This is a genomic window from Microbacterium lushaniae (genome assembly GCF_008727775.1).
Classification (GTDB): Bacteria; Actinomycetota; Actinomycetes; order Actinomycetales; family Microbacteriaceae; genus Microbacterium; species Microbacterium lushaniae.
This window is the reverse complement of the sequence record NZ_CP044232.1, coordinates 1,524,599-1,539,100: the sequence shown is the minus strand read 5'-3', so window position 1 is coordinate 1,539,100 and position 14,502 is coordinate 1,524,599. Positions and strand designations below refer to the sequence as shown.

Here is a 14,502-nt window from a genome sequence, read left to right as displayed (position 1 = left end):
ATTCTCTCTTCTGCTGGTCGGGTGGTGCGCAGAGGGTGGGGCCTGGTCAGTCGGCGCGCGAGATCGCGCGTCCGTAGTGCATGTGCGTGCGGCGTCCGTCGCGATCCTCACCGAGGAAGGCGTAGACGACGTGCATCTCCTTCATGGTGGGCTCGACAGCGATGAGCGAGTCGGCGTCCAGGCCGACGAGCTGCACGTGCTCGGGCTCCTCGCCCATCTCCGCCGCGATGCCCTTGGGGGTGCTGTCGAGCCAGATGCGCCCGTCGTCGTCGACGCTGACGGTCATGTCGAACGTGGAGTTGGAATAGAAACCCACCAGCGGTGCCGCATCCACGGCGACTTCCTCCGTCGGCACAGTGGGGAAACCGGGCAGCTCGACACCCGCGACGTCCGTGACGATCGTCTTGACGACGTCGCCGAACAGCCCCATGACGTCGCCGCCGTTGGTCAGCAGCGCCACGACCAGCCCGGCCTCGGGGACCACACGGAGGAAGGCGGACTGCCCGATCGTGCCGCCGTCGTGGCCGATCACGGTGGGAGCGCCCTCGACGAAGATCTCCCAGCCGAGGCCCCACGCATCCCCCATCCCGGTCAGGCGGGGAAGGGTGATCTGCCGCTCCTGCATGGCGCGCACGGATTCCTCCGACAGCACCCGGGTGCCGTCTGAGGCCAGTCCGCCGTCCAGGTGCATCTTCGCGAAGGCGACGAGATCGTGCGCCGTCATCGCGAGCATCGATCCGGCCGGTTCGTTGGATTTGGCCAGCGCCCACACCGGAGCCGGAGTGGGAGTGCCGTCATCGCCCTCTCCCATGTGGCCGACGGCCGCACGGAACATGATCGCCTCGTAGGCGCTCGGGGCGACGTGGGTGAGCCCGAGCGGCACGGCCAGGTGCTCGGTGAGGGCGGCCTCCCAGTGCGTGCCGCGCAGCACCTCGATGAGGCGGCCGAGCACGCTGAACGCCGCGTTGTTGTAGGAGAAGATCTGCCCCGGCGCGAACACCTGCGGCAGCTCGGCGACATGCTCGAGGTACTTCTCGATGGCATCCTCCCCGCGTCCGGTGTCGGTGAAGACGTCGCCCTCGAAGCCGCCCACATGGCTCAGCAGATGGCGCGTCGTGATGGTGGCCGCGGCCGTCTCGTCGGCGACGCGGAAGGCGGGCAGGTACTCGCGCAGCGGCGCATCCAGATCCAGCAGCCCCTCGTCCACGAGCTGCATCACGAGCGTCGTGGTCCACACCTTCGTGATCGAGCCGATCTGGAAGACCGAGTCGGGCGTCGCGTCGACCTTGGTGGCCGTGCTGAGCACGCCGGCAGCGCGATCGACGATCACGCCGTCCTTGAGGACGGCCACCGCGGCACCCGGTACCCCGTGCTCCGAGACCAGGCGGGCGAAGTCGGCGTCCAGGAACGCGGCGATGTCGTCGGGGGTGCGCATGGTCTCACCATAGAGAGGTGCGGGCGGCGCTCGTTGGTGCGATCGGACGGATGTGCCGCTCGAACCTCGTCCGATCGCACAGGCCGGAGTGGGCGCGGACGAGAATGATGGATCGTGATGAATACGACGATCCTGCGCGGTGGGCGCGTCATCGATCCGGCCGCCGGAACCGACACCGTCGCCGACGTCGTCATCCGTGGCGGCCGCGTGGTGCAGGTCTCCCCCGGCCCCGTCGCCGATTCCGGCCCCGTCGCCGATTCCGGCACGGTCGTGGATGTGACCGGCATGGTCGTGGGCCCCGGATTCGTCGACCTGCACAGCCATGTGCACTCGATCGCCGGGCAGCGGCTGCAGGCCTTCGACGGCGTGACCACGACGCTCGACCTCGAGGCCGGCCTCATGCCGAGCGACGCCGCGTACGCCGCCGCCGCAGCGGACGGGCGCGTCCTCAACTACGGCTTCTCCGCATCCTGGTCGGATGCCCGCGGCCAGGTGCTGGCGGGCGTGACGCCCACCGCCGACTTCCACGCCTCATCCGCACTCCTGGGCAGCGCCCAGTGGCAGCGCACCTCGTCCCCGCGCGAGCGCGCCGCGTGGCTGGAACTGCTCGAGGGCGAACTGGCCGCCGGCGCCCTCGGCATCGGCGTGCTGCTCGGGTACGCCCCGCGATCCGACCCCGCCGAGTACGTCGCGGTGGCCAGGCTCGCCGCCGCCGCGGGGGCGCCGACCTTCACGCACGTGCGCGACCTCATCGAACTGGACCCCACCACGCCGGTCGACGGGTCGCGGGAGGTCGCGCTCGCCGCCGCCGAGACCGGGGCGGCGATGCACCACTGTCACGTCAACAGCACATCGCGCCGGCACGTGGACCGGGTGCTCGGCGACCTGGACGCCGCGCGCGCGTCCGGCTCGCGCATCACCGTCGAGGCGTACCCCTACGGCATGGGCAGCACGAGCGTGGGCGCCGCCTTCCTCTCGCCCGAGCGGCTGCGGGAGACCGGGCTGTCGCCGTCGAGCATCGTCATGCTCGGCAGCGGCGAACGCATCGCCGACGAGCGCCGCCTGCGGCACGTGCGGGAGTCCGACCCGGCCGCAACGTGCTTCGTGGAGTTCCTCGACGAGCGCGACGAGGCCGACCGGGCGCGCCTGCGGCGCTCGCTGGCCTTCCCCGATGCGATCGTGGCCAGCGACGCCATGCCCATCGAGTGGCCCGACCGCCGCGCCGACACGCGCGAGTGGCCGCTGCCCGCGGGTGCGTCCACGCACCCGCGGACGGCGGGCACGTTCGCCCGCAGCATCCGCCTCATGGTGCGCGAGCACGCGCTGTGGGACTGGGTCGAGGCGTTCCGCCGCTGCGCGTACCTGCCCGCCCGCGTGCTCGACGAGGTCGCCCCGGCGATGCGCACGAAGGGCCGGCTCGATGCCGGCGCTGACGCCGACCTCGTCGTGATCGACCCGGCGGCCCTCACCGACAACGCCTCCACCGCCGACCCGGTGCGCCCCTCCAGCGGCGTGCGTCACCTGCTCGTGGGCGGGAGCTTCGTCATCCGCGACGGTGCCCTCGACACAGCCGCGTACCCCGGCCGTGCCGTGCGCGGCCTGCCCCGCTGACCCCGCCCCGCCGGTCGCGCCTCGCCGCCCGCCGGTCGCACCTCGCCGCCCGCCGGTCGCACCTCGCCGTCCGTCCGTCCGTCGCACCTCGCCGCCCGGCCAGTCGCACCTCGCCGGTTCCGCCGTCTCCCCCATCCGAACTCCTCAAAACCGCGGGCCTGCTGGTCCGAAACCGACCGAACCGGCCCCCGCAGCGGCGGAACTGAGGAGTTCGGGCACGTCCGGGCACCGGCCGAACCGGCGGCGCCCACCGACGGATTCGAGGGGTTCGGGTCCGTGCGCGGCCCGCGCGGCAGACCCTGTCCCATCCCCAGCTCGCCCGTCCCGGTCCGCTCCTCGGACTCCGACATCCCGAACTCCTCAAAACCGCTGATGTCCACCGCCCATGCGGCCAAACCGGCCACCTCGGCGGCGGAATTGAGGAGTTCGGTCAGCGGCCAGGCAGCAGACCGCGACCGCCGCTCGGGCCACCTCGACCGTCCCGAACTCCTCAAGACCGCGGGCTGCGCGCCGGGAATCGGCCCCAACGACGCCGGAAGGCACGAGATTCGAGGAGTTCGGGCACGTCCAGACCCGGCAGAACCGGCCGGCCCCGCCGCCCCCGCTGGCCTGTCGGCGCCGCTGGCCCCGTCGGCCCCGTCGGCGCCGCTGGCCCGTCGCCCCGTCGCCCCGTCGCCCCGTCGGCACCTTGCGGCCTCGTCCGCCCGCAGGCGCCTGGCGGCCTCAGGCCGCTGGCCGCAGCCCCCTTGGCCGCTTCGCCCATCCCGAACTCCTCAAGGCCGCGGCGCGCGGGGCCCGAATCGACCCGAACCGGGAGTTCTGGCGCCGGATTTGAGGAGTTCGGGCAGAGGAAGGCGGATGCGGGAGGCGGGGACGCGGGGCGGGAAGGCGGGGCGGGAGGCGGGGACGGGATGCGGGAGGCGGGACGCGGGGCGGGAAGGCGGGACGCGGGGGCGGGGGCGGAGGCGGGAGGCGGGGACGGGATGCGGGAGGCGGGACGCGGCACGGCAGCGGGAGGCGGGACGCGGCACGGCAGCGGGAGGCGGGACGCGGCACGGCAGCGGGAGGCGGGACGCGGCACGGCAGCGGGATGCGGGAGGCGGGGGCGGGAAGTCGGGGACGCCGGGACGCGGGGGCGCGGGGCGGATGCGGGATGCGGACGGCGGGACGGTAGGCGGATGCGGGATGGCGGAGGCGAGACACGGGACGGTAGGCGGGCGGCGGGACGGTAGGCGGAGGCGGGACACGGGACGGTAGCGGCAGCAGGATGCGGCGGGGCCGCGGAACAGCCGCTGCTACCGCCACTCCTCCCGGGTGACCGGCGCCGGGACGTCGGACCCGCCGCGCCGCGCCCGCGCCATGAGCGCGAGCTGACCGGGGCGATCCATCGCGTGCAGCACGCAGGGCCCGACCTGCAGCTCCCACGCGGCGGCGAAGGCCTCGGCGTCCTCCCGGCGTCGCCCGATGAGGGAGGGCACGGCGAGGAAGTGCCCTTCGTCCCCCTGCCGCACGGCTCGGCGCAGGGCCCATCGCACCGCGGCCGAGCGGCCGCCGCGTCCGGTCTCGAGGAGGAAGCGGGGGGTCCGCACCGGTCCGAGCAGCTCCGCCATCGCGTCGGCGAACACGTGCTGATCGGCCTTCGTCGCGGAGGGCACCTCGATCGTCAGCGGGATGAGGCCCGCCTGCGTCTCCCCCTCGGTCACCGCGATCATCGACCCCACGTCGGTGACGCGGCCGGCGCGACGCAGGGCGTCCCACACGAGCCCAGCGATGCGGCGGTACGGCTCCGACCCCGGGGCCAGCTGCGCGCGCGTCCGCCGCCACGTCCTCGCCAACGGCACGGCGTTGCCGACACCGGCGACCAGCACCGCGATGCCTGTCACGATGCCGAGTTCGGGAGAGACCAGTGCCCCGGCGGATGCAGCGCCCGCACCGGCCAGAGCGGATGCGGCCACCACGCCGCCGAACGCGGCACCCACCGCCCGCGAGGCCGGGGCGCTGGTCCGGAACACCGGCGTCTGCGGTCGCCGCGGCACGAGGGCGCTCACGACCTCCCGGTCGAGGTACTCCTCGCCGATCCGCCACCGCGCGCGCGTCGCGGAGCGCTCCGGGAGCGGCGCCGCGGCGTTCAGGGCCTGGACGGAGACGTTCGCGTCCTTCGCCAGCACCGCGTCCACCGCCGCCCGCTGCGCGGCGGACAGTGTGATGGAGAGGCCGCGCACCACGCGCGAGGGGTCCTCGACGTCGAGCCCCCACAGCCGCGCGTGCTTGCGCCGCAGCCGGGTCGCGTCGGGCTGGGCCTGAAGCGGGAAGGACGGTGGCAGGAGCGCGGTGACGGTCCAGTTGTGCGCGACCTTCTCGGGCCAGGCCGGGTCCAGGCGCAGCGTGCGCCCGCGCAGCTGCTGGGTGCCCGAGGCGCTCGAGACGGCGGTCAGGTCGATGAGCGTGTTGACCGCCGGGCAGTCCCAGCCCTCGCCGAACAGTCCGCGCGTGCCGACCACAACGTGCACCGCGCCGCGGGTGAGGAGGACGGATGCTGCGCGCACGAGCGCCGCGGCACCCACGCCGGGGGCGTGCACTTCCGACACGTCGGGCGACTCCAGCAGCGGCGCCGCGGCGACCGGCGCGCCCAGCAGGGCCTCGAGGGCCGGCACGAGCTCAGCCGCGTCGCGCGTGGCGATGCGCGTGCGGCTGCCGGTCACGAGGATCGGTCGCAGCACGGAGCTCGCCGCATCCGCGACGAGCGTCGCGAAGGTGCGAAGCGCCCCCGCGGCACCGACGAGCCCACCGTGCTTGTTGCCGTGCTCGGCGAAATCCGTGACGACGAGCGCGCGCAGCCGCTCCTCGCCGAGCGCCTCCCGCTCGAGGCGGAGGATGTCGCACGCGGCGTAGTCCTTCGCCAGCGACGAGGCGAGCATCGTGTCGACGGGGTCGCGCGTGCGGCGCACACCGCGGTCGGTGAGCGCGTAGCCGAAATCGGCCAGGATGCGGCGGATGCGGTGCCACTGCGCCTGCCGGGCGGGGTCGGGCAGCACCCGATCCAGCGCGAAGCGGGCGAGCAGCCGCAACGACTCGTCGGTGTTCGGGGGCCGACGCGCGGCGTCGGGCACACGGGCGACGAGCGGATGCTGCGGCGCCACCGTCGCGAGCATCGCCGACGCCGCCTCGGCACCGGCGAAATCGGCCGCGAAGGCCGCGGCCAGCCGCGCGTCCACCGGGTCCTCCGAGGGCGCGGGCGGCGGCGGTTCCAGCTCGGAGCGCGGCGGCACGGGAGGGGGCTCGGGCTGCAGGACGTCGAGGAGGAACTGCAGCCCGGTGTCGCGGGCGAACGTGGTGCGCAGGAGCACCGCGAGGCCCTCGGCATGCGCGGCGAGGAAGGCGAGCTCCTCGGCCGTGGGCTCGGCGAAACGCACCAGGTCGCGGTAGGGCGCGAGGTTGCCTTCGCGCACGACCGCCGGCACCGGCACCTCGTAGTCGACATCGCCCAGGAGGGACGTGTAGTTGTCGTACTCCTCGGCGTCGTCGGGCGAGGGCAGCGTCGCGGTGAGCCCGATCAAGAGGGGGTCGCGCCCCGCCGCCCGCAGACGTGCGACGAGCGTCGCCACCACCAGGGCCCAGTGATCGAGCAGGTGGTGGCACTCGTCGAGCACGATCGTGTCGACCTCGTGCGCGACGAGCCGATCGATCAGCGCGAGGGCGTTGGGATGCAGCGCCGCTGCGAGCACGTCGGCGTCCTGCCGCACCAGCCGGCGCCGCAGCGTCCGCGATCGGCTCGCGATCCCGCGCCGATAGGCGGAGCGGTTGTGGGACTCCAGCTCCGCGAGCCACAGCTCCGCAGCCTCGGGCGAGCGCCCGTCCGCCTCCAGCTCATCGCGCCACCGCCGGTGCGCCAGCCTCGCGAAGGGGTTGGCCGCGTCGAGCACGCTCAGCGCCTGATACGTCAGCACGGTGAGGTCGGCGAGGCGCCCGGGGTCCTCGGACACGGCGCCGGCGTCGGGGGCCAGGGATTCGGCCGCACGTGCCCATTGGGATCGGATGGTCGTGGTCGGGGCCAGGACGACGGCGCGCCGGCCACGGCGGACGGCCAGCAGCAGTCCGAGCAGCGTCTTGCCCGAACCGGGCGGGGCCACGATGTGCAGCGGCGAGCCCGCATCCGTGTCCACGCGCTCGAGCACGTCGGCCTGATAGTGCCGCAGGGTGCCGGTGAACCGCCATGACGCCAGCGCTGACGTCGTCGCGGCGGGCATCATCCCAGCATAGAAGTCGTGTTTGACTGAACCAGTGGATACACACTGGCTGAGCGCGCCGGCGGACGAGGTCGGCGCCGCCATGGCCACGGTGCGGCGCGACTCGCGCCCACGCTGGGTTCCCACCAGGCGCCAGGTGCTCGTCCACGTCAACCACTGCCTCATCCTGTGGTACCTGTGCATCGCCTTCATGATCATCGGGGTGCGCGTCGACTCGTACCAGGACGGGGAGACCACCACCGGCGACATCGCGGGGCTCACCGCGATCATCGCGATCCTGGCCGCGTGGCTGTTCGCCACCTACTTCCTGCACCGGTGGGCCGCGCGACCTCCCTCGCCCCGCGCCCGCCTGAAGGACTGGCGCCGCGACCTCACGGCGCTGGCCAACGGATTCATCCCCAGCCCCAGTTCCGCAGCCACGTTCTCCTCGATCATCACCCCCCGCAGCCGGGGCGTGCGGGAGTACCCGCGTTTCGTCGCGCCCGGCGTGGAGTTCGGCACCCTCACCCACCACCGCGCACGGTCGGTCACATGGCACTACATCGCGGTCGCTCTGCCCGCGCCGCTGCCGCACCTGATCCTGGATGCCACCTCGAACAACCGGCGGGGCAGCGACCTGCCCGTGGACGTGGCTCGCTCGCAGCGGCTGTCCCTGGAAGGGGACTTCGATCGGTGGTTCCACGTGTACTCCCCCACCGCCTACGGGGCCGACGCCCTCTACGTCCTCACCCCCGACGTGATGGCCGCCCTCATCGACGAAGCGAGCGGCTACAACGTCGAGATCGTCGATGACGCGCTCGTGTTCTTCTCCCCCGCCATCGTGGATTTCGGCTCTCCGGCCCACTGGGAGGCCGTCGATTCGGTGCTGACCCGCGTCGCGCCGCGCATCCTGGCGAAGGCGTTCCAGTACGTCGACGAGCGGGTGCCCGGTCAGGAGGTGCCCCGGGCTCTCACCGCCCTCCTCGCCGCGCGGGAGGAGCCCGACGTCCGATGGACGCCGCCGACACCACGCATCGGCACCGACGGAAGGCGCCTCGACGTCCGCGACCCGAACGAGGGCATCGCGCCCGTCCTCGGCGCGATCGGATGGTTCGCGCTGCTGGCCTTCCTCTATGCCGTCCCCGGAATCTTCGCCTTCGCCGGGTTCATGTCGGTCATCGACGGGCGGTGACCCGGTGCGGGCCGGTCACGGGCACCGGCGACACCGGGCCTCGACGTGCGGCGGCAACCGGGTCACACTGGTGCGATGGCAGTGACGCTCGAGGATGTGCGCGCGGTCGCTCTGGCCTTCCCGGAGACCGTCGAGGCGCCCAGCGGGTACGGGTTCGGCCCCACCTGGCGCACGCGCAACGGGATGTTCGCGTGGCAGCGCACTCCGACCGAGGCCGATCTGACACAGCTGAGCGAGCAGGGCCGGTCGTGGCCGGACGGCGACGCCATCGCCGTCCGCACCGACGGGCTGGATGAGAAGGCCGCGCTGCTGGAGACCTTCCCGGGGGTGTTCTTCACGATCCCGCATTTCGAGGGGTGGTCCTCCGTGCTCGTGCGCCTGGATGCCATCGACGCCACACATCTGGGCGAGGTGCTCACCGACTCGTGGCTGCTGAAAGCGCCCAAGCGCGTGGCCGCGGCGTGGCTGGCGGCCCATCCGGAACGGTGACCCGGAATGCGCGACACCGCCGGCGGCCCGTACGTCGTGACGCTCGTGGTCGACCTGCCGATCACGAAGCTCGACGCGCTCGAAGTGATCGCGTTCGTGTCGGACGGAGTCGTCGAGCACGCCGGCACCGCGTACCCCCGCGTCGGGCTCGCGCCCGGTGCGTGGGCGGAAGTGCAGATCCCGCGGTTCGCCGACCCGCCTCCCCTCGCGGTCGACGTCTGCTCCGACGCATCCCTTGCTCTCGCGCACGAACAGGCGGCGCTCCTGTCGGCGGCTCTGCATCGGGTGGGATGGCGCGTGCGCCCACCCCGCGGGACGCGCGAGTAGCACCGCCCTCACCTGCGCACTGCGGCGCCGTTTTGGCCCCGGCCAGCGGCAGCTTCTAAGCTCATGCCCAACGCGGAATCACACCGACGTGAACACCCGACCGCGATGGATGCGGCGCTGCGCCGCTGTGCTGGAGAACGATGAACGACGACCCGACGACACCCGGATCCGGAACGAACGCGCCGTCGGAGGGCGGCGCTCCCGATCCCGCCGCCTCCCCGCCGCCCGCGCCCACGGCGCCGCGCTCCTCCGCGCCGCCGGCCGCCCCGTCGCCGGGGGTGCCTCCGTACGCCGCCGCCCAGTACGCCGCCCCGCCGCAGTACAACGCCCCGCCGCAGCACGCCGCGCCGCCCCAGTACGCCGCGCCGCCTCAGTACGCGCCGCCCCACTACGCCGGCCCGCCGCAGCATCCGTCGTCGCCGTCGAGCCCGCCGTACGGGGCTGCGCAGAACAACGCGCCGCGTTACGCCGCTCCCGCCGGGAGCCCGGTGCCATCCGGATACCCGCAGCAACCCCTGCAGCAGCCGCGCCAACCCGACACGCGCCCCAAGACCATCGCCGTCATCGCCCTCATCGCCGCCGCCGTGGGGCTGGTGATGGCGGCCATCCCGTTCCTGGCGTGGTTCTCCGGGCTACTGCTCCTCGCCGGCCTCGTCCTCTCCCTCGTCGCGCTCATCAGCGGCAAGCAGGGCGGCAAGGGCTTCGCGATCGGGGCGCTGGCCACATCGGTGGTCGGCGGGCTGGTCGCCATCGTGGTGAGCATCGTCACGGTCTTCTCACTCGGCATGTCCACCATGACGGACGGCATGGAGTCCGGGCCCTCCCCCGCACCCCCGATCGAGGCACCGGAGGAGGGCTCCGGCGCATCCGGTGGCGCCCTGGAGCTGGAAGTCACCGAGGTCGCGTTCGCCCCCGACGAATACGACCCGTCGGCGTGGTGGTACGTGGTGGTGCTCGATAACCCCAGCAGCGACCACGTCTACGATTTCGCGCCGGTCGAAGTCGACGCACTGGACGCCGACGGCGCCCTGATCGAGTCGCGCACCGACTACGCCCGGATCCTGCCCGGAGAGATCGCACTCAGCGGAATCTTCTTCGACGTCGGGGAGCGCGAGATCGACACGGTGGAGGTGCGTCTCCCGGGCGTCGACGAGGCGTCGCCCGTTCCCGCCGAAGAGGTCGGCGAGTTCGTCTTCGAAGACGTCCAGGCCACCCCCGGCGCCAACTCCACCGCGGTGCGCGGCACCATCCGCACCACGTTCGACGTCGTCCCCGAAGCGTTCGAGATCACCATCGTCGCGCGTGACGCCGACGGCACCATCCTCGGCGCCGACTGGGACTACATCACCGAGGTTCCTGCCGACGGCGCCCCCGTGCCGTTCGAGGGACGCTTCTTCCAGGTCATGCCCGACGACGCGGAGTACGAGGTCTACGCCTACCGCTGATCCGCCGCACAGCTGGACCACTGGAGCGGGCCTGGGTGGGGCGCACGAGCGCCCTCACCCAGGCTCCGTCCAGGGAGAACGTGCGAAGGTGGGGGTTTTGTGTCCGCATGACGCGGGCGCGAGGCGCCGTGCGAACGGCGCGATCCCCCATACGGAACTGGTCTCATGCGCTCCACAACGTCGACGTCCTCTGCCCGCCGCACCCTCCGTCAGGCCGCCCGCCGGGCCCGCCGCCGCCCGGCCCTCGCCGCCGGCGGACTCGCCCTGGGAGTCTTCGCCGCCACCGTTCTGACCGGTACGGCACCCGCCCCGCGAGAGGACACCGCCCAGTCGGCGCCGACGTTCGCCCTGGCGTCCTACCAGGTGTCGGTCCAGCCCTCCGAGCCGCAGGAGATCCTCGACGCACGCGCGGCCATGACCGCTGCCGAGACCGCACTGGCGGAGGCTGCCACGGTCACGAACGACATCGCGGCGTCGGGTGTCGACATCGGCGAGCCCGACCCCACCGTCGACACCGCTGCACTGGAAAGCGCCGCTCAGCGCCTTTCCGACGTGCAGGCCCTCCCCATTCCGCTCCTGCCCCACGTCACCGACGATGTGACGATGCATGCCGCCACGGTCGACACACGCGTCTCCCAGCTGCGCGGAAGCCTGGACGGAGCGCTCGCGCGCAAGGCGGAGGCGGAGGCCGCCGAGAAGGCCCGCGTCGAGGCGGAAGCCGCCGCTTCCGCCGCCGCAGCCGCCGCAGCCGCCGCGGCGGAGCAGCCGGCTGCCGCCGCGTCCGCTCCCCGCCCCGCCGCGCCCCTGCCCACCGGTGGCGGAAGCGGCGACAACAGCCCCGCCGGCGCCCAGGCGACCGCGCGCGGCATGCTGGGCGGATTCGGCTGGGGCGATGACCAGTTCGGATGCCTCGTCTCGCTGTGGCAGAAGGAATCCGGCTGGAACTACCAGGCACAGAACCGCTCGAGCGGTGCGTACGGCATCCCGCAGGCGCTCCCTGGCAGCAAGATGGCCTCCGCGGGCGCCGATTGGGCGACCAACGCCGGCACGCAGGTGGCATGGGGCCTCGGGTACATCTCGGGTCGCTACGGTTCGCCGTGCGGCGCGTGGTCGCACTCGCAGTCGGTCGGCTGGTACTGAGCCCGTGCGGCGCTGACGCGCCGCCCCACCTCCGAGACCGTTAGCGCATTCCGGCGCTCGGTTCCAGCCCACCCTCCTCCTCGCGCAGATGGCCGCGCGGTGATGAGAACTGGGAACATATTCCAGCCGTCGCATACCGCCATGCGCCGCGGAACTGCGCCGGGGCAGCGCTCCCAGGGCGCGTGAAGCGACCGTGAGCACACTCTCATGCGGCCGCGGCGGCCGCCTCGAGCCCCCTACGTTCGGTGTCCAGTCCGAATCAGGACGGCCGCACAGACGGTGTGGCCGAACGAAAGGGGAGGACTCATGAAGAAGACGGCGAAGAAGAAGATCTCGGCCCTGGCCGCCGCATCCGCGCTCACGCTCGGCTTCGGCGCTGCCGGAGCAGCACCGGCATCGGCTGCCGAGACCGCGTGGGTGGACCTCGCCGACATCGCGCCCATCCAGTCGGCGACCAACGACGTGTCCTTCGTGGACGCGTACGGCGAGACCTTCGAGATCACCGTCACCACGACCTGGCAGCGCACGTCCGCCACGCAGGCGACCCTGGGCTCCATCGTCGTCCGACCCAAGAGCATGCCGCGCGGTGACTGCCTCGGTTTCTTCGACGTGGGCTCCACCGCCAACATCGGCTTCAACCAGGGCGGCGGCACGCTGTGCCCGGATGGCTACCTCACGTTCGCGCCGAACACGGCCGTGACCACGTACGCGGGGTCCACGACGCTCGGCCAGCTCACCTTCCGCACCCCCGACCCGGGTGACCCGTTCGGCGGCGGAGCGAAGACCATGGTGATCGAGTACGCCACCTGACGCGCGGACGCAGTCCAGCGAGGGAGGGGCCGCCTGAGGGTGACCCCTCCCTCGCTCCAGGTCAGTCCGTCCCGCGCCGGCCGAGGAAACCCGCGAGCACCGCGTACAGCAGCGGGAGCACCGACACGACGATGAGGACGGAGCCGAAGACCGCGGCATCCGGACGCAGCAGCACCCCGCCGATCAGGAGCGCGGCGAAGAGCACCGCCGCGAGCACGCGCCGGCCCAGGCGCTCCAGTGCGCGCAGGCGCCGCTCCAGCCGCGGGACCTGCGCCGTCAACCGCCCGTCCTCGATGCGGGTGGCGAGCTCGTCGAGCCGGCGGGGAAGCCGCGCGACGAGGCCGGCGTAGTCGGTCGCCTCCGTCATGGCGGCTCGGGCCACGTTGCCCCGCTCCTCCTGGATGAGCCGGTTGGCGTAGGGCTCCACGGCATCCCAGATGTTGAACGCGGGATCCAGCGCGCTGCACATGCCCGAAGTCAGCGACATCGCGCGGATGATGAGGAGGAAGTTCTCCGGCAGCTGGAACGGCAGCGCGCGGACGGTGTCGCCGAACTCGACGGCGAACGCGCGGAACTCGCGGGGGTCGACCTCCTGCAGTTCGGCGAAGCCCATGCCGCCGAACCGGGCGAACAGCTGGGTCATCGCGCGTTCGAGTTCCGCGGTGTCGGCGCTGGGCAGCAGCACCCCCACGTCGCGGATGCCGTCGACCAGGCCCTTGCCGTTGCGGGTGGCTGCCGCGATCAGCACGCGGCGCAGGCCCCGCCGGAGGCCGTCGGGTACTTCGCCCATCATGCCGAAGTCGATGAAGGTCAGGCGCCACGCACGCCCAGCGCCGCCGCTCGGGCTCCCGACGGGCTCGGGCATCGACGGGTCGGGCGCGGGCAGCGGGGTGACGAAGATGTTGCCCGGGTGCGGGTCGGCGTGGAAGAACCCGTGCACGAACAGCTGGTCGAACATCACCGCGGCGAACCGGGTGGCCACCTCGGCGGGGTCGATCCCCGCGGCCCGCAGCCCGTCGAGGTCGTTGATCTTGATCGCCGTGACGTCCTGCAGCGTCAGCACGCGGCGCGTCGTCCGCTCCCACACGACCTCGGGCACGGCCACGCGCGGGTCGCCGGCGAAGGAGGCGGCGAAGCGCTCCGCACTCGCTGCTTCGTGCAGATAGTCGATCTCCTCCAGGCTCGTGCCGGCGAACTCCTCCACGAGCGCGGGCACGTCCACGCGGTCGGCGACCGCGCGCACACGGGTCAGCCAGCCGGCGACGCGGCGAAGCGCCCGAAGATCGACGTCGATGACGGCGTCGATCCCCGGGCGCTGCACTTTCAGGACCGCGTCCGAGAGCCCGGTGTCGCTCACATCCGGCTCCGCGAGCGCCGCCCGGTGGGCCTGCCCGAGGGATGCCGCGGCCAGCGGGTCGGGATCCACGAACGTGAACGCCCGCTCCAGCGGGATGCCCAGCTCGGTCTCGGCCAGCGTGCGGATCGCGGCGAACGGCACGGGCGGGACCTCATCCTGGAGCCCCTGCAGCTCGGTCGTGATCTCCGGCGGCAGCACGTCCAGCCGCGACGACATGAACTGGCCGACCTTGATCATGAGGCCACCCAGGTCGACCGCGAGCACGTGGAAGCGCTCGGCGATGCGGCGGAGGCGAGCTGCCCGCCCGCGCGCTGCGAACCGGCCCAGCCCGAGGCGCGGGAGGAACAGCTCGAACCACCACGACTGCACGAGATAACGCGCCGCGAAGCGCGTGATGCGACGGTACCGCGCGCGCATCGCGTAGACGTCGGTCGCCGAGCCGTCCCGACGCCGACGCGCTGCGGGCACGC

10 protein-coding genes are annotated in these 14,502 nt (G+C 73.0%); 7 read left to right on the top strand and 3 right to left on the bottom strand.

Going from position 1 to position 14,502, the window contains the following annotated elements; translation table 11 throughout:
- Positions 1–46 precede the first annotated feature (46 nt).
- Positions 47–1,435: a serine hydrolase domain-containing protein gene (locus tag F6J85_RS07205; RefSeq protein ID WP_150924432.1), complete on the bottom strand. Its 1,389-nt coding sequence runs from the start codon at positions 1,433–1,435 to the stop codon at positions 47–49.
- Positions 1,436–1,552: 117 nt separating this feature from the next.
- Here F6J85_RS07205 and F6J85_RS07200 point away from each other — a divergent pair, with 117 nt between their 5' ends.
- Entirely contained in the window at positions 1,553–3,046 is a 1,494-nt protein-coding gene (locus F6J85_RS07200; protein ID WP_150924431.1) for an amidohydrolase family protein, read from the top strand.
- 1,295 nt (positions 3,047–4,341) lie between these two features.
- Here F6J85_RS07200 and F6J85_RS07190 read toward each other — a convergent pair.
- Entirely contained in the window at positions 4,342–7,293 is a 2,952-nt protein-coding gene (locus tag F6J85_RS07190; RefSeq protein WP_191906784.1) for a DEAD/DEAH box helicase family protein, read from the bottom strand.
- Positions 7,294–7,327: 34 nt separating this feature from the next.
- Between F6J85_RS07190 and F6J85_RS07185 the strand changes: the two genes are divergently transcribed.
- The 6 genes from F6J85_RS07185 (at position 7,328) to F6J85_RS07160 (ending at position 12,675) form a co-directional block, all read left to right on the top strand.
- Positions 7,328–8,464, top strand: a complete 1,137-nt coding sequence (locus F6J85_RS07185; protein WP_191906783.1) for a hypothetical protein — start codon at positions 7,328–7,330, stop codon at positions 8,462–8,464.
- A 75-nt stretch (positions 8,465–8,539) separates the two neighbouring features.
- Positions 8,540–8,953, top strand: coding sequence for an MmcQ/YjbR family DNA-binding protein (locus tag F6J85_RS07180; RefSeq protein ID WP_150924427.1), 414 nt, complete (start codon positions 8,540–8,542; stop codon positions 8,951–8,953).
- Between the two features lie 6 nt (positions 8,954–8,959).
- Complete coding sequence (locus F6J85_RS07175) at positions 8,960–9,280, top strand: hypothetical protein (RefSeq protein WP_150924426.1); 321 nt, start codon at positions 8,960–8,962, stop codon at positions 9,278–9,280.
- Positions 9,281–9,420: 140 nt separating this feature from the next.
- Positions 9,421–10,725: a hypothetical protein gene (locus tag F6J85_RS07170; protein WP_150924425.1), complete on the top strand. Its 1,305-nt coding sequence runs from the start codon at positions 9,421–9,423 to the stop codon at positions 10,723–10,725.
- 165 nt (positions 10,726–10,890) lie between these two features.
- Positions 10,891–11,865, top strand: a complete 975-nt coding sequence (locus F6J85_RS07165) for an aggregation-promoting factor C-terminal-like domain-containing protein (protein WP_191906782.1) — start codon at positions 10,891–10,893, stop codon at positions 11,863–11,865.
- Positions 11,866–12,171: 306 nt separating this feature from the next.
- Positions 12,172–12,675, top strand: a complete 504-nt coding sequence (locus tag F6J85_RS07160) for a hypothetical protein (RefSeq protein WP_150924424.1) — start codon at positions 12,172–12,174, stop codon at positions 12,673–12,675.
- 61 nt (positions 12,676–12,736) lie between these two features.
- Here the strand turns inward: F6J85_RS07160 and F6J85_RS07155 are convergent, their stop codons facing one another.
- Entirely contained in the window at positions 12,737–14,449 is a 1,713-nt protein-coding gene (locus F6J85_RS07155; RefSeq protein ID WP_150927256.1) for an ABC1 kinase family protein, read from the bottom strand.
- Between the last annotated feature and the right edge of the window lie 53 nt (positions 14,450–14,502).